The 18,652-nt window shown below is 35.9% G+C and carries 17 protein-coding genes and 5 tRNA genes; 7 read left to right on the forward strand and 15 right to left on the reverse strand.

Annotation, left to right across the window (positions count from 1 at the left end; translation table 11 throughout):
- Nucleotides 1-150: 150 nt before the first annotated feature.
- Entirely contained in the window at nt 151-993 is an 843-nt protein-coding gene (locus tag ACM40_RS13010; RefSeq protein ID WP_048503217.1) for a helix-turn-helix domain-containing protein, read from the forward strand.
- Between the two features lie 112 nt (nt 994-1,105).
- Here the strand turns inward: ACM40_RS13010 and ACM40_RS13015 are convergent, their stop codons facing one another.
- From ACM40_RS13015 to ACM40_RS13045, 7 genes are all read right to left on the reverse strand, one after another.
- Complete coding sequence (locus tag ACM40_RS13015) at nt 1,106-1,789, reverse strand: MBL fold metallo-hydrolase (protein ID WP_048503218.1); 684 nt, start codon at nt 1,787-1,789, stop codon at nt 1,106-1,108.
- 55 nt (nt 1,790-1,844) lie between these two features.
- Complete coding sequence (locus ACM40_RS13020; protein ID WP_048503219.1) at nt 1,845-2,432, reverse strand: Crp/Fnr family transcriptional regulator; 588 nt, start codon at nt 2,430-2,432, stop codon at nt 1,845-1,847.
- A 251-nt stretch (nt 2,433-2,683) separates the two neighbouring features.
- Nucleotides 2,684-3,346 (reverse strand): hypothetical protein, encoded by a 663-nt coding sequence (locus ACM40_RS13025; RefSeq protein WP_048503220.1) that lies wholly within the window; start codon nt 3,344-3,346, stop codon nt 2,684-2,686.
- A gap of 6 nt (nt 3,347-3,352) precedes the next feature.
- The gene (locus tag ACM40_RS13030; protein WP_048503221.1) at nt 3,353-3,988 is read right to left on the reverse strand and encodes a hypothetical protein; all 636 of its coding nucleotides are present in this window, start codon (nt 3,986-3,988) and stop codon (nt 3,353-3,355) included.
- A 14-nt stretch (nt 3,989-4,002) separates the two neighbouring features.
- Nucleotides 4,003-4,635, reverse strand: a complete 633-nt coding sequence (locus tag ACM40_RS13035; RefSeq protein WP_048503222.1) for a hypothetical protein — start codon at nt 4,633-4,635, stop codon at nt 4,003-4,005.
- A gap of 21 nt (nt 4,636-4,656) precedes the next feature.
- Nucleotides 4,657-4,992 carry a hypothetical protein gene (locus tag ACM40_RS13040; RefSeq protein WP_048503223.1) on the reverse strand — a complete coding sequence of 112 codons (336 nt, stop codon included), beginning with the start codon at nt 4,990-4,992 and terminating at the stop codon, nt 4,657-4,659.
- A complete protein-coding gene (locus tag ACM40_RS13045; RefSeq protein ID WP_316932873.1) occupies nt 4,968-5,270 on the reverse strand; it encodes a helix-turn-helix domain-containing protein in 303 nt (100 codons plus the stop codon). The genes ACM40_RS13040 and ACM40_RS13045 overlap by 25 nt, the downstream gene beginning before the upstream one ends.
- A 513-nt stretch (nt 5,271-5,783) precedes the next feature.
- Here ACM40_RS13045 and ACM40_RS13050 point away from each other — a divergent pair.
- Nucleotides 5,784-6,857 carry a helix-turn-helix domain-containing protein gene (locus ACM40_RS13050; protein WP_083996853.1) on the forward strand — a complete coding sequence of 358 codons (1,074 nt, stop codon included), beginning with the start codon at nt 5,784-5,786 and terminating at the stop codon, nt 6,855-6,857.
- An 87-nt stretch (nt 6,858-6,944) separates the two neighbouring features.
- Here ACM40_RS13050 and ACM40_RS13055 read toward each other — a convergent pair whose 3' ends face one another.
- Genes ACM40_RS13055 through ACM40_RS13065 form a run of 3 tightly spaced genes read right to left on the reverse strand, consistent with a single transcriptional unit; the run spans nt 6,945 to nt 10,893 of the window.
- Nucleotides 6,945-7,445, reverse strand: coding sequence for a hypothetical protein (locus tag ACM40_RS13055; protein ID WP_048503226.1), 501 nt, complete (start codon nt 7,443-7,445; stop codon nt 6,945-6,947).
- 18 nt (nt 7,446-7,463) lie between these two features.
- Nucleotides 7,464-10,262: a hypothetical protein gene (locus ACM40_RS13060; RefSeq protein WP_048503227.1), complete on the reverse strand. Its 2,799-nt coding sequence runs from the start codon at nt 10,260-10,262 to the stop codon at nt 7,464-7,466.
- Nucleotide 10,263: 1 nt separating this feature from the next.
- Nucleotides 10,264-10,893, reverse strand: coding sequence for a hypothetical protein (locus ACM40_RS13065; RefSeq protein ID WP_131705360.1), 630 nt, complete (start codon nt 10,891-10,893; stop codon nt 10,264-10,266).
- A 418-nt stretch (nt 10,894-11,311) separates the two neighbouring features.
- Here ACM40_RS13065 and ACM40_RS13070 point away from each other — a divergent pair, with 418 nt between their 5' ends.
- Nucleotides 11,312-12,331 (forward strand): helix-turn-helix domain-containing protein, encoded by a 1,020-nt coding sequence (locus ACM40_RS13070; protein WP_048503229.1) that lies wholly within the window; start codon nt 11,312-11,314, stop codon nt 12,329-12,331.
- A gap of 58 nt (nt 12,332-12,389) precedes the next feature.
- Here the strand turns inward: ACM40_RS13070 and ACM40_RS13075 are convergent.
- Nucleotides 12,390-12,463 (reverse strand) — tRNA-Arg (locus ACM40_RS13075).
- Between the two features lie 31 nt (nt 12,464-12,494).
- Nucleotides 12,495-12,569: transfer RNA gene (locus ACM40_RS13080), tRNA-Pro, on the reverse strand.
- Between the two features lie 694 nt (nt 12,570-13,263).
- On the opposite strand from ACM40_RS13080, the gene ACM40_RS13085 reads away from it, so the two are divergent.
- Both ACM40_RS13085 and ACM40_RS13090 read left to right on the forward strand, forming a co-directional pair.
- Entirely contained in the window at nt 13,264-14,100 is an 837-nt protein-coding gene (locus ACM40_RS13085; RefSeq protein WP_083996854.1) for a T9SS type A sorting domain-containing protein, read from the forward strand.
- A 342-nt stretch (nt 14,101-14,442) separates the two neighbouring features.
- Entirely contained in the window at nt 14,443-15,390 is a 948-nt protein-coding gene (locus tag ACM40_RS13090) for an alpha/beta fold hydrolase (RefSeq protein ID WP_048503231.1), read from the forward strand.
- A 340-nt stretch (nt 15,391-15,730) separates the two neighbouring features.
- Here the strand turns inward: ACM40_RS13090 and ACM40_RS13095 are convergent.
- The 3 genes from ACM40_RS13095 to ACM40_RS13105 all read right to left on the reverse strand — a co-directional run bounded on the left by ACM40_RS13095 (nt 15,731) and on the right by ACM40_RS13105 (nt 16,023).
- Nucleotides 15,731-15,804, reverse strand: a tRNA-Arg gene (locus ACM40_RS13095).
- 32 nt (nt 15,805-15,836) lie between these two features.
- Nucleotides 15,837-15,911: transfer RNA gene (locus ACM40_RS13100), tRNA-Pro, on the reverse strand.
- A gap of 27 nt (nt 15,912-15,938) precedes the next feature.
- Nucleotides 15,939-16,023 (reverse strand) — tRNA-Ser (locus tag ACM40_RS13105).
- Nucleotides 16,024-16,158: 135 nt separating this feature from the next.
- Here ACM40_RS13105 and ACM40_RS13110 point away from each other — a divergent pair.
- Nucleotides 16,159-17,184: an N-acetylmuramoyl-L-alanine amidase gene (locus tag ACM40_RS13110; RefSeq protein WP_048503232.1), complete on the forward strand. Its 1,026-nt coding sequence runs from the start codon at nt 16,159-16,161 to the stop codon at nt 17,182-17,184.
- 67 nt (nt 17,185-17,251) lie between these two features.
- Entirely contained in the window at nt 17,252-18,652 is a 1,401-nt protein-coding gene (aspA, locus tag ACM40_RS13115) for an aspartate ammonia-lyase (protein WP_048503233.1), read from the forward strand.

Consider the following 18,652-nt stretch of genomic DNA (forward strand, 5'->3'; position numbering starts at 1 on the left):
GAATAAGTCTTATGACAAATATACTGAATGTTTCTCTCCGAAAGAGGTATTTTTACATTGGCAGATAATAGACCATATTTATTTCACAATTCCGGATATTGATGGTATTAATATCGAATTTAAGTAGCTTTATCGGACATTAAATAAAGGATGCAACAAAAGAATAATTCAGCTGTTTTGAAAGGTGAGGATATGAAAGACATTGATGTTATTTATCAGGGCGAAATAAGTTCTTCTGAGCTTAACCGTTTTCCTGACAATTCTTTCACAATTATTATTTTAGATGAATGTCCTGACGGTAATTGTATTACAGATATTGATACGTATGCTTTACATTCCAAACAATTATTTGTTCATCTTCCCAAAAGGAAATATACATGGGATCTGCCCCTGCAGGCAAGCGGAAGAAGGTTAATCATTAATGACTCCATTCTTGAAACATTTTCCCCAACATTAAAATATACTTTTTCACCTCACAGTACCTACGAAATGATCCAGACCAATGGAGAAGCCTATGAGAAATTCAGTATAGAGTTTGATGCGATCCGTAAAGAAATACATTCGGAAGTTGTATTTCCGGAGCTTATCAATGCAAGGGTGAGGCTTTTGGCGCTGATGATTAATCTTTGGATAGAGCAGATCCATGGAAAATCTGCATTAAATGATCACAATAATCCTGCTTTCCGGTTCCATGAACTTGTTGAAACCTATTATAAAAACCAAAAAGGGGTGGCCTTTTATGCTGAAGAGCTCTGCATTACTCCCAATTACCTCGGGGTGCTGTGCAGAAAGCAATATAAAATATCTCCGTTAGAATTTATAAGACAAAGAATCCTATTGGAAGCCAAGAAATTATTACACAGTTCAAATAAATCAATCAAAGAAATAGCCTTTGAACTTGGATTTAATAATTTCTCCCATTTCTCCTATTTTTTCAGATCCCAAACAGGGTGGACTCCCAAGAATTATAGAATGACGATGAGGAAAAGTTAAATCTAAACTATACGGGTTGGGGGTTTAATAGATAATAAATATAGTTTCAAAGGCTTGGGGACAAATTCAGGATTTATTCAGCTGCGCAATATGTAATAAAGCAAAATTTATTTTAAACTGTTGCGCTGTATTTAGCCACGAATCGTTCAAACTTCCGGTCTGTATTTTGTAAGACAGGTCCGTGGCCGAAGCAGATCATCGAAGGGTTTAGTTCTGCCAACTTCTGGAGTGATCTGATATTGCGCTGCTGATCTGAGGTAAATATGTTTGGTGGAAGATGAAGACCTGTAGCTGTTGTGAGCAGGTTCATATTGGTTGCCGCATCTCCGATGATCAGGACACCATCCCGCTCGCGGAATAAAGAAATATGACCTGCGGAATGTCCGGGTGTCTCTATTACCCGGAAATTTCCGATACTATCGTTTTCGACGATTGTCCGTTCGACTTTATGTCCCTGTCCTGCCCAGTATTTTTGCTGAAGTTTTGCGATCCAATGTTGCGGAGTTGGATAATCGTTGGTTACCATACCTGTTTCGGTCCTGAAGACTTCGTTGGGATGGCAGAATAAAGGGATCACAAATTCATCACATATCTGATCGCTGCAGCCCTGGTGGTCCGCATGCGCATGCGTCAGTATATGTTGATCAACGGGGATTTTCTGAATAGCTTTTTTTACAGTTGTATATGAGCTTCGTATTCCGGAATCTACCAATGCACCTTCTATAATATAGCTGTTGATACTGTTTCGTGGCATCAGCGGAATATGGAAGACTTCAGGAGCAATTTGACGTAACATAATTTTTTTTTTGCAAATCTACTTCGCTGGTCAGGATTGCATAAGGACATTTGTCCTATAATGTATTGGATTTGTGTATTTGTCCCTTTGCCCGTGTAAGCGATCGCTGCGTGATACCAAGATACGATGCCAGATCCTGTGTCGTTGTGTGCTTGATAAGCATCGGTTCGTTAGACAGGACATGAAGGTATTTATCCATAGCCGACCTATTATTGTAATTCAGGAGATAACGTTCCTTTTGATTATACTCCTGCTCCATCACCGATTTTATGACTCCGTTCCAGGCGGGCACCTGATTAAGCAGATGCTGATAATCCGGATAGCTGATTCTATAGATTATGCTGTCTTCTACAGCTCTGATACTTCTTCTGGATTTTTCCTGCGCTACAAACTCCGGAAACGAGGTGGCAAATTCATTTTCAAACTTGAAGCAGGTTATATTTTCCTTTCCTTCCTGGTCGATAGCATATGCTTTTACCGCTCCACTGGCAATAAACCCAATATAACGGCAGGGCTCATCTTCATGAATAAAAAAATCGCCCTTTTTTAAATGGATGGGTTTGAAGAACTGTGTGGAAAAGTTAATTTCCTCGCCTGAGAGTCCTCCCGTTGAGGATAGATAATTTTCAAATACATCAGTCATTTTGCAATTTTATTTTCTTCTAAGCCATCTATGGATTTACCTGCTAAATCCAACATCCAAATCTAACAATTATTTTACATTCAAAGAAAGAGGTATTCTTGTAGGTATAATCAATAAAGACCTCACAATTTTATCATGAGGTCTTTTGAACTAGGCTTCAATATAATAAATATAGAGAAGTTTTATTAAAGAAATAAGCGTCTGTAATCTTTCAGGAGAATGTTAATCTAAGATTTATAATATTGAAAATATCAAAACCCGGAAGGTTTATTTAAAGCCTCCGTGGAACCATTGGTTCCACCAAGATCTTTAGTGTCATCATTAATATTTTGTTTGGTTATAAGATATTTATAAGCCATTAAATACAGATTAACTTTAAAATTGTTGTAAGTGCCATCCGGATTTATATAATCCATTAATTTACTGTTGATAAAATTGGCTCTGATGTGCCAGGTTCCGTTGCTTTTAAACGTATTGATATTGGGAGACCCTTGCTTATTATCATTGACACCATTACTGCCATAATCAAGAGCTACTTTCGTAGAGCCATTATTAAGCTGAAAAGAATAATTATGAACAACTACTAAAAATTTGGTAGCATCTATTTTCGTGTCATAATCTGTGATTCCCGTTGCAGGAACTCCTGAAATGGTAAGCTTTATATAATTAAACAGTCCACTGCTTTCAAGCGTTGGATCATACAGGTCAAGCGTATTTTTGGAAGTGGCAAGAAAATGTCCGCCTGTTTTATCAGGTTCACCGGGATTTCTAAGGTATAAGGAGTTGGTATAGCTTGAGCCGTTTACATCCAGTGTTTCTGTAGGGTTTGCTGTCTTAATTCCTACTTTTGTATTCTGAGCATTAATGAACAATCCTATAAAAATGATTATTACTGTATTTATTTTTCTATTCATGATTTTTTATTGAAGTCCTATGGGGGTGTTGGTTGAAACTCCCGTAAATGAGCTGTTTATATTTCCTGTATAGGTTCCCCAGTCTTTAACAAGTGCTTTTTCATAAACACAAAGGGTGAGTGACCAGGTCCCGTTTTGGGCAGATGTTGTGCCGGCTCCCTGAAAGCTTAAATTAACAGCATTATAAGTTTTTCCTCCGTTTATCACGGAAGTTACTTCTGTAGAATACGCGCCAAATGATTTGATGCTTGTTGTTGTATTGACGCCCGGTGTGGCATCTGTAAAAACGGCACCCGTGATGGCAACGACATATTTGTTTGTTTCCAATCCTGTATTTAAGCTGACAACATCATCCTGGCTTACATTTTTAAGAGTGATGTTATAGGTATTAACAGGGGCCACGTTTCGAAGGGCAATATCAAGGAGTTTTACCTTACCTATTGGCGTTGTATCTTTTGAACGGGTAAGAAGATAATAGTTCCCTGATGCGTATGAATTGACAGTATCAATTACATAAGATTCTATTAATGTTCCTCCTAAAACATCCAGTGTTCCTTGTGGAGTTTTTGTGTTTATCCCAACTTGAGCGCTAATGTTTAGGCTGGTACAAGCAGCAAGTAATATGGTGGTTATTTTTTTCATACTATTTTATTAAATTATTGGATTAGTGGGGCAGATGCAGCCCCTGTTCCGGCTGTATTAACGGTCTGTACAGAATTGAATTCTTTAGCATATGCTCTGTCGAAAACCAGTAAGTTGAGCGTCCATACCCCTTTAGGAAGAGCATCATCGGTTGAGAATCCTACATAATCTGCCCTGATCTTCCAGGTGCCATTTGAACTGTAAGCAAAAATATCGGGCATAGGAGTAATCCACGGTGCAGTAACTGTATATACAGGCTGAGTAAACCCATGGGAAGCTATGACCACTAAAAATTTGCTTGAATTGATTTTAGTATCATACTCATCTATCCAGTCTTTATCATCATCATTGCAGGTGATTTTAAACTGAATAAGATTAATGGGTGCCGGTGTAGTAGGCACAAAAGAATCATTATAAGATGTGATTTTGTTTTGGGGAGCCGGCGATTTAATTAAAAAAGAATAATTTTCATCTGGTCCCAGTTTTTCAATCGGATCTTTTAATGTCATTCCTGACGTTTTCATGGTGCCATTCACCGTCAATTCTTTTTCAGGAAAAGGGGTGTTGATGCCAACATTTCCTGCGCTTTGAGCATGTGCAAAGAAGATAGTACTGCCTAAGAGTACTGTCGAAATAATTTTAATCATAAATTTGTGTTAGATATTTTTTTAAACTTTGAATTTGCTTTTCCACTTAGCAATAGTGTTTCGGCTCATTTTAAAATGAATTGATAGTTGGGTATTACTGAGCTTATTTTTTTTTTGATAATTCAGTATTTTGACAATAGATTCATAATCATAGGAGCGGAGACGTTGATTCTCTGAAAATATTTCATCGTTTCCAAAAATTTTCTGGTTAAGCTGTATGATATCCAAGACACTTAATTCTTCTTTTGATAATATCTTGTTGCATTCATTGAGTTTATCAGGATACTTTTTAGTAAGAATATCAAAATAGATTTTTTTATAATAAGGATGGCTTATTTTCTGTTTTTCTCTATCCATTTGTACAATGTGGTTTTAGGAATATTATACTCTTTGATAATCTGATTCTTTGTTTTTTCTCCCTTTTCAAGCATTTCCAATATAAAGTAGATGACCTCTTTAGTATAGATGTTTTTACGGAAATATGGCATTTGTGAATTTTCCTTGTTCTTTTTATGATCTGCAGAAACTGGAGCATAGAGCAGCAGATTTTGGGAATACAATCTGAAAAAATCATATTCAAGAATTTTACACCATTTTAAGAGAATTTCACAATCAAGGCTTTTACTATTATACATATTTAAAATGTCCTGGGTAGAGCAATCGAAAAAATTACAAAGCCGGGAAGTTTGTATATCGCATTCTAATACTCGCTGATTGATCATCAGACCAATGTTGATATCTTTGAAATTCATTAAATAAGTTATGTTGAAGTAAAAATTATAGAAGCTATATATTAATGTTGATCTGAATATATAGCTGTATAGGGTGTCTGAATATTTGTATAAGAATTAAGACTTATATCCATTCAAAATTCATTTGCATTTTTTTCAGTAAGTGTTTCATTTATTAGTGTTTTTTTTATCCTAATTCTGCTTTGTATAAAAAAGTTGGATCAGTAAAATTGGAAAGCAATTGATCTTTCTGATTTTTTTGATGCACTATTTATTGTTAAATTTGTGGATTACTTTTGCAAATTTAATTGATAAAAACAATCAAAAATTTCATATTTAAATTGAATTTTGAATTTCATTAATATTTATAATGTGTTGTATATCAATATTTTGTATAAGTTATTTTTTAAATACACAATGATGATAATTAACAACGAATTTAGAAATCGGTCTGTAGAGGCACTAAAGAGAAAATTAATTTCTCAATATGTGAATTTAATGTCTGGAATATTACTGGGTTATTCTATAGTATTTTATTTTGTTATTAAAGATTCTTTTTTTGCAGCCTGTACCTTAGCCTATTCGGTTTTAATGTTTTATACATTTATGATCATCCGCAAAAGCTATAATATAAAAGTCCTTGTTCATCTTTATTTGACTTATGCACCGTTATTTGCAGGATTTGTAATGCTTGACTTTTGGAAGTATTCTGCTGCTACTGCTATGTGGCTTTTGCCGGTACCGCTGGGAGCACACATTTTTCTGGGAAAAAAATACGTTTATATTTATTCTGTTTATATATTTCTGATCATTGTAGCAGTGAGTGTGCTTAATAGATTATTTGAGTTTAATTATTTCAGTCTCAGCGATGTCAATGTTATCGTAATTTCTGATACGTTTGTTGGTTTGGTGAATCTTGCTGTATTTCTTATTTTATTGTATTATAATGAAGAAATAAGAAAAGCAGAAATACAGGAGAATAGCTTTAATAAGATGCTTTTTTTTGAAAAAAGTGAAGATGATGAAAGAGTGGTTAATTTCACTGATACTAAAGTTCCAGAATCTGTTGAATTAGCTGAAAATGACAAAGAAATTTTCCCGGAGCATGAGAATATAGATAAGTATGTTTCTTTATTTGAAGATATCAGAAATATTGTGGAAGGAGAAGCTTATTTTAAAGATATCAACTTTACGATTTCTCAATTATCTAATATTCTGAAATCTAACAATTTATATATATACAGAGCAATTAAACTAAATGGTTTTTCAAATTTTAATCATTATCTGAATACCTGTAGAATTGAAAATGTAAAAAAACTGCTTTATGAAAATGATATCAGCAAGGTTACTTTAATGTACATTTATACAGAATCAGGGTTTTCAAATCAATCTACTTTTAATAGGGTTTTTAAAAAGATTGAAGGAATAACACCTTCTAAATTTATAACAATAATGAATGAGGAGAAAAAAAAGGATGGCTTTCATTTATAATTATTGTGTCCTATTAATCATTTAGTCTTCAAATAAAAAGGCCGGTAAACATGTACCGACCTCAGTATTTATTTTTTTTGAATGCTTTTACTTCCAAAAATTCCATTTTAATCCGTCAAACACAGCTATTGTTTTACTCACTGTGTCATAGCATATCGTTCCTGCTACAGGGCTTTTCATGCTTGTAACAGGGTCATTAACCTTGGGCAAAACCAATGCCTTGCTGGCTGATTCAAGGACCAATACACCCTGTGCCGGAGAGCTTGCCGCACCAATGATAACCCCTCCTCCTGCTTCGGCAGATGAATTAGGCATGGTTCCCGTAAGACTACCCGGATCGGATAACGATACCCACAAATCATTTTCACGCATTTTTACTCTAAAATCTGTTTTGTCCAGCAAAAATGTTCCATTGCTTGCCGCTGCTGCTGTAGGAAGAGCGTCTACCATGGGAAGGATAATGCCGGTATTTGATAGAGGAAAATCCAGGATAGCATCTCCGTCTACTGAAGCTTTGCCCATACCCACCTGTGCTGTCAGGAAAGAGAATTTGGCAAGAATAAATGCTAGAATTATTATTTTTTTCATTTTGATTAATTAAAAAGTTTAGTTACAGCTTCTTACTACACAATGCCAGCTTGTTCCGTTATAAAGTTTCATGCATTTGCTTATTGTATCATAAATAAGCATTCCTTCTACAGGATTGGCAATTAAAGAACTTTGTGTACGTGTAATGACAAACCCTTTTGTTTTCGATTCCAGGGCTACTGCGCCATTTGGGATATTCTCCGGCCATCCGCTTTGTTTAGTCTGAATGGTAATGCCGATTTTTGTAATGGTATCAGCAGGAGAGGTGTTTGGGTCTTTTGTACAGAAGCTGAATTTTGCAAACGTAAAGAATTTTCCATTTGGAATTTGAATCCCGGGAGTGGCACCGCTTGTTAGTGGTATATTCACTACATTGGTGGTCATTGCAGCGTCATCGGCAAAGATTAGATGGGTAGCCTGTGCGTCGGAAGTCTTTATATACAGATTCTGTGCAAAACCTGTAGACTGTACCTTCCATATGCGGTTCATCATGTTCTGGGTATTATAAGTCGTTGCTGCACCGTTGTTTCCTGTTATAAAGTAGAACTTATCATTAACAATATCCGTATGGTTCGTGCTTTTGTTTGCGCTTGTAAAATCATTATTTGTACTTATAGTGATAATGTCTGCTATAAGATCCTGTGATTTTGAAATTCTCTGATGTAAACCTTCAATATCATCCCTGGCTATACCAATCACATTGGTCTGATAAGAATTTGCAGCTGTAGACCATACATTTGTACCGTTGGTAGCTGTGTAATCTACAGGAGATGTAAAGGTTCCTAAAGTAATGCCATATTTAATGGCCAGATAACTTTCAATTCTGTTCTGCTCAGCAGAAGTTATCTGTCTTTCGTATCCAATTGTTTCCTGATAATCAAATCCGCCTCTTTCCAGGCCTCCGTCCGTATCTGTATTCAGATGGAAGTTTCTCCCTGTAAATAAAGGCGGGGTATAACTGGCTGGAATATCACTTTTACCATTTATTTTATAGGGATAAGTGCTTGCTACTCCAGTAGTATATGCCCAACCTAAAATATTATTAGTGCTTGGATTTAATAAGTTTGCTATTATTCTGTCTATACTTGTATTCCATGTAAATAGCCCTGCAGTAGTAGCATTGGAGATATAGGGTCCCATTTCTGCGAAATTATAGGGTGAAATCACAGATAAATTTAATGGAGCTGCACTTACATTCATTTGTACATTATACCCTACTGTGGGAGAACCTCCTGCACCTGCTTTAGATACACTATAGAATGTTCCTCCGGTTCCTGATGACGTGGCTGTTGCAGAAAAGGCATTAAGCATTCCTAATCCTGCCCCTGCAACCATTCTTACTGCCGGGTTGAAGTTGGATCCCATATTCATATAAGTAGCACTTGCACTGTGATTGATGAATCCTGATAATGCCTGAAGTTGTCCGCCGGAAGCAGCTGAATTGGTCCAGGATGTTACGGGACCACTTTCGGTTGTTGTATTTGTTCCGAAATCGGCTTTATTCCAAACCTGAAGGTTATTAACAACTCCTCCCGGAGCATATATCTGAGCCGCTAAAGTAAAATACTGTCCATCTGCTAGCGAAACATCGGAATAATTGTAAACAACTCCGTTGATAGTCTGTGTATTGGCCGACATATCAGTAGCTGTATTACCTGTCGTAAAGGTAGGGTCTGAATTATTCTGAACCAGCTTTAAATTTGTAAGCCCTTGGGGCCACATCACTCTTACTGTGCCTACAGAACCGGTATTCTGAACTTTCCAGACACTGCCAAAACGATAATTAACCCCAGGAATGCCATTAATGGCAACCGAAGGTGTTTTTGCCAAACCATTATCACCTGCAACGAGAAACTGCTGATTCGTTAATGCTCCGGAATTGGATGCATTTGTATTGGCCATACCTGTAAGCCCAATCAGAATCTGCTGCCCGGAATTTACGCTCATGGACTGTTTTTGATACAATGCAGAGCCGTCATCTTTACCAATTCCGGCAATGTTATTGAGATATCCTGCATTGGTAGCAGCATTCCAATAATTGGTTGTCCCGTTTGAGGCGACATAGTTTCCGGATTTTGTAATTCCATATTTCAAAGAAAGGTAGCTTTCTATCTGTGGACGTCCCGCTGTTTGTGTTGTATTATAAATTACAATTTCAGCAATATCAGCATTAGTAAACTTGTTGATACTGGTGCCTTCACCTCCGACCCAGAATCTTGCGGATCCTGCTGTATCAGTACTGTTGATAAAAGTACTGGATATTGCACTTCCATTAAGATATGTTGTAGCTGCATTAGAAGTTCCATTTAATGATTGAAGGCGGGTTTCATTTAGAGCTGGAGCTGTTGTGATGATTTTACGGTTTGTTACCAACATCTCACCGTTTGAATTGCTGCCCACATTCCATGTTCCTCCGGAACCGTCAGAATGATTGTAAAGAGGATTCATTACAGAGCCCAGTTTTCTATAAACAACATATTGCGATGTCGTATAAGGCGCAGAAGCTGTAGTTGTTACAGTTTGTGGGATAGCAGAACCCGTCGCTAAACGGTCATCTATACCGTCAAACCTTACGGACGGGTTAAAATTGATCTGACTTGATGTGGGCAAAGTAGTGCCCGCGCCCTGTTGAGCTAAATTATAAAAAGTGGAAGCACTATTGCTCCATCCGATCACATTGCTCCCGGCAGTAGCTATTCCGGCATCACCTTTATACCATAGCTGTGCTCCGGCGATTCCTCCCGGACTTTGGGCTTTTGTAAGCATGAGCGTATTCAGTATCAGGAATACTCCGATTAAAGTATTTATTTTTTTCACCTTAAGTTTCTTTAAAATTTAAAATAGTAGAATATGTTTCTTTAAAATAAGAATAGAATGGTGGTGGACGGTTTCTGTACTGCGACAAATGATAATCATTTAAAAGAAAGCTATTATTGATTATTTTATGATTATTATTTATCGGATATCTGCGTAATGGCCTTAATCGTATATTGTTAGTTAAAAATTTCGTAGTGTATTTTATATCGGGAATTGATATTGAAATAACTATTCCCGGATGATAAGACAAAAATAAATTGCCCGGACAATGCTTTATGAATTCAACAGGTTTTGTTTTTTTATCAGTTTTAGCCCTCAGCTTATAGAATTTGGATACTGATTTTTTTCTGTTCTTTCTGGTACTGGATTTTTTATTATGGAATACAATCTGTTTTTCATTTGAAGGCTCTCTTCTTACCAAAATTTGTTTTTCAAAATCCCTTAATTTTGCCTGATTGACTTTTCCTGAGTCTGTAATGAAGAATGTTGCAGTTTCATCAATGGTAATTTGGGTGCCTTTTACAAAATAAAAAGACTGAGCATTGAGCGTTATTGTAAATAAAAGCCACACCAATAAAGCTACCTTGTGTAAAGGCAGATTAAGCTTGAGATGATGTAGTAAGGCTTTCATTATTTGCTTGGCTAGTAGAAGACAGTGTTTATTTGTCTTTATACATTCTCACCCAAGATGATATTTTGGGTGAGAATTAGAATGAGGGAATTAAGGTTTTATATACACGAAACTTATAAATGTCAATCCATAGATTTTATTGATTACGGATGGCTTTATTTGATTTTAATGATTATAATGTTGGTTTTTGATATGGTTTTAAAAACATCATAAGTGGATAATTGATTATTGTTCATCTTTAATTGAAAGGTTCAATTATAATCTTATTGTATCCCAACATATAGTCATTATCTTTACGTGCAAAGGTAGCTTCATGAAGTAATCATAATTTATAAGAATAAATCATTTTTTTAAATTGATTTAAAAATGGTAATTATTTAATAATCAGTTATTTATTTAAGTTAAATTTGATATTTATATGATTTTGTACAAAGATGGTATATCTCATAAACCTGAAGATAATTTAAAAAGGCGGTGTTTATCTTTAATTGTATATGTATTATGTGGAGCTTTCTGTCTGTACTCGATCATAGTATATATCAAATTAAAAGATAGGGATCTTGCACTTGCTGTATTTGTGTATTTTCTTGTCTTATTGGGTGGATTTTTTCTGATAAGAAAAAATTATCAGATTAAAACATTAGTGCATTTCTATTTAATTTTTGATCCTCTTTTTGCTGCTTTTGTGATGCTGTATTTTTGGAGATATTCAGCTGGAACAGCATTATGGGTATTGCCGATTCCTGTTGGTGCGTATGTATTTTTAGAAAAAAAATATGTTTATATATATACCTTATATGTCCTGTTAATTGTATTTTTTGTGACGTTTTTGAGTAAGTTTTTGACGCATGAAACTCTACATTTCAAAGAGACTGATTTTTCAGATGCAATAGTAGGAACTGCCAATATCATTATTGTTACCATATTGTTATATTATAATGATAAAATAAAATCTGTAAAAATTATGGCCAATTTTGTACAGGATGTAAATCATAATAATATAAGCAAATTGGAATCGGAGAAAAACAGAAATGAAAACAAAATTTTGAAAGAAGATTTTTCCAGCAATGATAAAGATATCGATAAGTACAATGAGATTTTTCAGAAAGTACAAAGCGTAGTTGAAGAACAGTTTTATTTTAAAGATGCAGATTTTACTACCTCAAGACTATCTTATCTCCTGAAAATTAATAATTTATATATTGCAAAATCAATCAAGCTAAATGGATATTCTAGTTTTAGCCATTATATCAATTCTTGTAGAATACAGTATGTTAAGGAATTAATCGACGAGAATGATCTCAGCAAGATTACTCTTATGTATATTTATACTTCATCCGGCTTTAGCAGCCAATCAACCTTTAATCGGGTTTTTAAACAGATCGAAGGTATAACCCCCACCGAGTATATTTATAATTTGAAAAAGAATACAAAATAGCTTAACCTAAAATCATCTATAAATAAAAAACTCACAATAGAAATTGTGAGTTTTTAAGTGAGCGCGAAAGGATTCGAACCTTTGACCGTCTGCTTAGAAGGCAGATGCTCTATCCAGCTGAGCTACGCACCCATTAAATAATTTTGAAAAATTACTAAAAAAGTCGGGGCGGCAGGATTCGAACCTGCGACCTCCTGGTCCCAAACCAGGCGCGATGACCGGACTACGCTACGCCCCGATTGATGGTCATCTAAGCGAATTTTACTTCGTTTTTGCGAGTGCAAAGATAGAAATTTATTTTTAATAAAAAAGAGAAAATTGAAAAAATATTAAATTATTATTAGATGTTACAAGCGATTATAAGTGTGGAAATTTCTAAATTTTTAGAGCTAAAATGTATTACTTATTATATATCAGTATTTTATATGGAAGTGTTTTTTAGTTTTCTTTAATATATGCTCATTTGATAAATAATATTATTTCATGTGTAAAAAATACCGAGGTAATAAATTAATGATTGCATTTTTAGGTCCAACAATAAATGATAGAATAAAAAGGAAGAATGTTTATCTGTGGGATCCTGCAAAAAGAGCGTAGGAGATATCCCACAGGTAAAAATAATGATAACTACAAACGTTGAAAGATGAATTGAGTAAAGAACGAAGTTTTAAAACAAGCACCCAAAAAGTGTTTAATTGTTCAATAAGGAGATCAATATTAGAGGTAAAACAATTGAACATTTAAGTAAACAATAAAGATAAGGGTATGTTTAAAATTATGATAACTGTTGTTTTTGTGACTTTTATTAATTAATTATAAATTTTTTAATTCTCTATTAGTTTTTAGTTTATATTAATCATTTGTTAATTATAATGTTTTATTTCAATTTAATTTATAGATTTGTTGTGAATTTAATATTTAATTAATTAATAATGGAAGCAAATTTATTTTTTAAAATTGTAGTTAATCGTCAATTTTTAGTGTTTTTATTGGTCTTTTTATCAATGGGTTTTAATGCGCAGATTTCTATATTTCCATGGAGGGAAACTTTTGAAGATAACTCGCCGACAAGAGCTAGCTGGACGCAAATACACGAAACAAATAATGTGGACTGGACCTTTGTTTCCGCTGCAACTACAGGAAGTACAGGAGTTGTTGCTTTTGATGGGGTCAAATTTGCTAATTTTCCGGCGAATACTTCTTCTGCGGATAAAACCAAGCTGGTAAGTCCGCCTTTTAATACAGCCAGTCTTACTTCTCCAAAAATTAGTTTTCGTCTTATTAATCCACAGCTGAATGGAAATGCGAACTGGGTTAGGATCTATTACAGAATGTCAGCTACAGATCCCTGGATAACTTTGTTAGGATTTCAGCCTCCTTTTGCTTCCTGGTACCTTTTTGCCAATATCGGAATGCCTCCTAATATTTACCAGATAGCTATAGAATGTGAAAGCACTCAGGGGTATTCAACATTAATAGATGGTGTTACAATAAGTAATGCCGATTTAAGTACCCATGATATTTTAAAACTGGTGAAAACATCAGTGAAGTATTATCCCAATCCGGCTAAAGAGGTTCTGAATTATACAAGTGATGAAAAAATACACGAAATCAATATTTATGATGCGGCTGGGAAAAAAATACAGACAAGCAGGGTAGATTCGAATAATGGAAATATCAATGTTGCAGCTTTAAGTAAAGGAATGTATATTATTTCAGGCAAAACTGAGAAGGGAAATACAGAACCGTTTAAAATGATAAAAAAATAGAAAAAGCAGGTTGTACTGTAACAATAATCTTTTTTATTACGAAGCATCTCTTAGAGATGCTTTTTAAATTTTAAATAGAAACAAAAATAAAATACGTGCTGGAAAAAGTTTTTAATTTTTAAGGTTCAGGTCTAGGATCGCCACATGAATTGATGGAACGCATGTTAATTTATCATTTGTTATGAATATAATATTACTCCTAATGAAATTTAAAATTTCCTATATTTTTCAAACTGTAAAATGTCCAGTTTATAACTGAAAATGTCCATTTGAACCATTTTATGGTTACATGCTGTTGCAATATGCAATAGGTTTGCTTCATAATCATTTAAAAAAAATATCATGAATGCAATCAGAAAATTTACAATGGCAAGTGCGATATGTGCAAGTCTTTTTTCAGCAGTAACAATCTCCTGTAGTGAAGATAATGATTTTCCAACAGGACAAGAAACACCGGCAGTAAGTCATAACAATGCAAAAACAATGTTTATCAATGTTAAAGGAACTGATTTTGCCTACCGTAGCTGGGGTAAGGAAGGTGGTGTCCCCTTAGTATTATTGCCGGGAACAGGAGGATCAATGGACGATTGGGATCCGGCAGTCACAGATGGCTTGGCAAAGCAGTATAAATTAATCATATTTGATAATAAAGGTGTTGCGAGCTCAAAAGGAACTACTCCCAATACTGTGCAAGCAATGGCGAACGATGCTATTGATTTCATTAAAGCGATGAAGCTTGGAAAGGTCAATATCATGGGATTCTCAATGGGTGGGTTTCTAGCGCAGCGAATCGTTTTGACAGAACCTGAGCTTATTAATAAGATTATTTTAGTGGATAGTGGACCTAAGGGGGCAATCGGTTTGTCTAATCTGCCCAACATCGTTGCTGGAACAACTGGACTTAGCCCGGAAGAGTCATACTTAAAATTTGGTTTTACTGATTCGGAAAAAAGCATTGCTGCAGGAAAAGCGTCCTTTGCAAGGGTGCATTTACGTACGACCGGCAGAGATCTTCTTTTAAGCGATGCTACATCTGCAGCACAGTTTACTGCTGTTTTGGCGTGGGCCCAACCTGATGCGGGTGCGTTGGAAGAGATAAAAATGATAAAAAAGCCTGTTCTAATCATTTATGGTGATAAAGACCTGCCTATATCAGTTCAAAATGCTTATAATATGAAGCAAAATTTAGAAAATTCTGTACTCCTGGAGTTCCCAGATTCTGGGCACGCTGCTTTCTATCAGAATCATGAGGTGTTCTTGGTTAAGGCACTGGAATTTTTGGCGCAATAGATTATATAGGTAATTTAATTATACAGTAGTTGGCAAGTTATTTTAATGATGTGCCAACTATATTTTTTTTGATTCCTGCAGTTGCTCTAAATAAGAGCTGGCAGCAGGATTGAAACTTCTTAGCTGGCTTTATCCAGTGACTGAAAAGTGAAATACTAATTTAAGTTTTTTGAGATTTGGTAAAAATAGATTTGCTTGAAGTTTTGTTGAAAGAGTAGAAGAGTTTGAATGTTTGTCAAGATAATTTTAGATTCTGCTACTATTTATTAAATGCCTAGCCCAGACCTAAGTAAAAATAAAAAAAGTCTTTACAGTAATGTAAAGACTTTCTTGCATTAAGTGAGCGCGAAAGGATTCGAACCTTTGACCGTCTGCTTAGAAGGCAGATGCTCTATCCAGCTGAGCTACGCACCCATTAAATAATTTTGTGAAAATTAATAAAACTGTCGGGGCGGCAGGATTCGAACCTGCGACCTCCTGGTCCCAAACCAGGCGCGATGACCGGACTACGCTACGCCCCGAAGTGTATATTGATGTAAGAAAAAATGCGGAGGGTAAGGGATTCGAACCCTTGCGACACTTTCGCGTCGACAGTTTAGCAAACTGCTCCATTAACCACTCTGGCAACCCTCCTTTTTTCTTATTTTTTAATGATCGTTGTTCCGTTATTGCGAGTGCAAATATAGAACAGATTTCTTTATTTACCAAATAAAATTCAAGAAAAATTTGCGTATTTTTGAGCTGATAAATGATTAAAAAATTAAACGGATGCGTAAGACATTATATATCATCGGATTAAGTACTTTTGTTTTTTCATGTACTTCCCAGCAAAATGTAAAGAAAAATACTTACAAGCCAAAAGCCCCGGTATCACAGGCTAAACCGGCAGTTAAAACACCGGTAGCCGAAACTCCGAAACCTAAAATTACCAATGATCATGGAGTAGAGTTTTTTACAACCAATATAGCTGATGCCGCAAAAAATGATAACACTATAAGCTACGGTTCTATCGTGTCAGCAAAACCGGCAGGATATAAAGTGGTAAAGACCTATTTTCCTGCTATAGGGCAGAACTTCAGACAGCGTTATCTTATACTGCATTATACCGCACTTCCGGACGATAAATCCATCACTGTTCTTACCCAGCAGGGAGTAAGTGCCCATTACCTGGTTAATAATACCGGCGATAACGAGATTTACCAGCTGGTGGATGAAAACAAACGTTCTTATCATGCAGGAGTAAGTAACTGGAGAAATGATAAAAACCTTAACGATACTTCTATAGGTATTGAAATCGTTAATACAGGATATACAACAGATGCTGAAGGAAAGAAAATATTTGCAGCTTTCAGCGATGAGCAGGTGAAAAAAGTAGCAGCATTGGCGAAAGATATTGTCAACAGGTATCAGATTCCTGCAACCAATGTACTGGCCCATTCGGATATTGCACCAACCAGAAAGCAGGATCCGGGCCCGATGTTTCCATGGAAAAAGCTGTATGACGAATACCAGCTTGGGATGTGGTATGATGAAGCGGTTAAACAAAATTTCTTCGCTTTGGCACAGGAAGAGGTGCCTTTAAAATATAACGATCCGTCCTTCATTTTTGCTGTTCAGACAGCATTGCAGAAATTTGGGTATTATCTGGATATGAGCGGAAAATGGGATGATGGAACAAAAAGAACCATCGAGGCTTTACAGTACCATTTCCGTCCTCAGAATTATGACGGGATTATGGATGCTGAAACTTGGGCTGTTCTTCAGGCTTTAAATCAGAAATATCCGGCGAAATAATAATTAGAACGCATCGGTAAAGGTGCGTTTTGCTATATTTAAAAAATAAAAAGTTAAATAATCTGTAATGGAAAATTTCAGAAAAGAAAGTGATCTGCTTGGTGAGCTCAAAGTGCCTGCAGATGCTTATTATGGAGTGCAGACGCAAAGAGCGATCGATAACTTCAAGATTTCAGGGCAGCTTCTGTCAGCATATCCGGACTTTATTAAAGGTCTTGCCTTTGTAAAAAAAGCGGCAGCAAAAACCAATTATGAACTGGGCTTGCTTGATGAGAATTTATATTTCAAAATAGCAGAAGCCTGTGACGAGATTGTAGCGGGAAAATACCACGATCAGTTTCCTGTAGATATGATTCAGGGAGGGGCCGGAACGTCAATCAATATGAATGCAAATGAAGTGATTGCCAATATTGTTCTGGAAAAATTAGGAAAGAATAAAGGCGAATATGAATTCTGCTCACCAAATGATCATATCAACCTTTCCCAATCCACCAATGATGCCTATCCTACAGCCATTAAAATGGGACTTCTGCATATGAATACCGGACTTGTTGACCGACTTGAGAAAATTGTTGAAGCTTTCCGTGCCAAAGGAAAAGAATTCCACGATGTGATCAAAATGGGACGTACCCAGCTTCAGGATGCGGTTCCGATGACTTTAGGACAGGAATTTGAAGCCTATGCTGCTACTCTGGAAGAAGATATTTCTAAACTGAATAATAATGCAAGTCTTTTTGTGGAAGTTAATATGGGAGCCACTGCCATCGGGACGGGACTGAATGCTCCGGTAGGCTACGCAACTCTTTGTGCAAAAAACCTGGCTCAGATTACAGGTTTTCCTGTTGTTTCTGCACCGGATCTTGTTGAAGCAACACCGGATACAGGTTCTTATGTTATTTATTCCTCTGCTACCAAACGTCTTGCCGTAAAGCTTTCCAAGATCTGTAATGACCTGAGGTTACTTTCTTCAGGACCAAGAGCCGGATTGTTCGAGATCAACCTTCCGCCAATGCAGCCGGGATCATCCATTATGCCGGGAAAAGTAAATCCTGTTATCCCGGAAGTGGTAAATCAGGTGTGTTTTAAAGTATTTGGAAATGACCTCACGGTAACTTTTGCGGCAGAAGCCGGACAATTGCAGCTTAATGTCATGGAACCGGTGCTTTCCCATGCCATCATGGAAAACATCAATTTCCTTTGCAATGCCCTGGATACCCTTCGTGAAAAATGCGTAGTGGGAATCACTGCCAATAAAGAGGTCTGCCTGAATATGGTAAAGCACAGCATAGGAATTGTAACCGCACTTAATCCATATATCGGGTATAAAAAGTCTACAGAAATTGCAAAAGAAGCGTTGGAAACCGGAAACAGTGTTTACAACCTCGTTTTGGAAAAGGGAGTTCTTTCCCAGGAAAAGCTGGATGAGATTCTTAATCCTAAAAACATGCTTAAACCGCATAACAAATAA

The sequence above is a fragment of the Chryseobacterium sp. BLS98 genome, from assembly GCF_001045445.1.
Taxonomy (GTDB): Bacteria; Bacteroidota; Bacteroidia; order Flavobacteriales; family Weeksellaceae; genus Chryseobacterium.

Bases quoted from the DNA above. Each gene is read 5' to 3' on its own strand.
- ACM40_RS13010 (WP_048503217.1), top strand. From the start codon at position 151: ATGCAACAAAAGAATAATTCAGCTGTTTTGAAAGGTGAGGATATGAAA.
- ACM40_RS13015 (WP_048503218.1), bottom strand. From the start codon at position 1,789: ATGTTACGTCAAATTGCTCCTGAAGTCTTCCATATTCCGCTGATGCCA.
- ACM40_RS13020 (WP_048503219.1), bottom strand. From the start codon at position 2,432: ATGACTGATGTATTTGAAAATTATCTATCCTCAACGGGAGGACTCTCA.
- ACM40_RS13025 (WP_048503220.1), bottom strand. From the start codon at position 3,346: ATGAATAGAAAAATAAATACAGTAATAATCATTTTTATAGGATTGTTC.
- ACM40_RS13030 (WP_048503221.1), bottom strand. From the start codon at position 3,988: ATGAAAAAAATAACCACCATATTACTTGCTGCTTGTACCAGCCTAAAC.
- ACM40_RS13035 (WP_048503222.1), bottom strand. From the start codon at position 4,635: ATGATTAAAATTATTTCGACAGTACTCTTAGGCAGTACTATCTTCTTT.
- ACM40_RS13040 (WP_048503223.1), bottom strand. From the start codon at position 4,992: ATGGATAGAGAAAAACAGAAAATAAGCCATCCTTATTATAAAAAAATC.
- ACM40_RS13045 (WP_316932873.1), bottom strand. From the start codon at position 5,270: ATGTATAATAGTAAAAGCCTTGATTGTGAAATTCTCTTAAAATGGTGT.
- ACM40_RS13050 (WP_083996853.1), top strand. From the start codon at position 5,784: ATGATGATAATTAACAACGAATTTAGAAATCGGTCTGTAGAGGCACTA.
- ACM40_RS13055 (WP_048503226.1), bottom strand. From the start codon at position 7,445: ATGAAAAAAATAATAATTCTAGCATTTATTCTTGCCAAATTCTCTTTC.
- ACM40_RS13065 (WP_131705360.1), bottom strand. From the start codon at position 10,893: ATGAAAGCCTTACTACATCATCTCAAGCTTAATCTGCCTTTACACAAG.
- ACM40_RS13070 (WP_048503229.1), top strand. From the start codon at position 11,312: ATGATTTTGTACAAAGATGGTATATCTCATAAACCTGAAGATAATTTA.
- ACM40_RS13085 (WP_083996854.1), top strand. From the start codon at position 13,264: ATGGAAGCAAATTTATTTTTTAAAATTGTAGTTAATCGTCAATTTTTA.
- ACM40_RS13090 (WP_048503231.1), top strand. From the start codon at position 14,443: ATGAATGCAATCAGAAAATTTACAATGGCAAGTGCGATATGTGCAAGT.
- ACM40_RS13110 (WP_048503232.1), top strand. From the start codon at position 16,159: ATGCGTAAGACATTATATATCATCGGATTAAGTACTTTTGTTTTTTCA.
- aspA (WP_048503233.1), top strand. From the start codon at position 17,252: ATGGAAAATTTCAGAAAAGAAAGTGATCTGCTTGGTGAGCTCAAAGTG.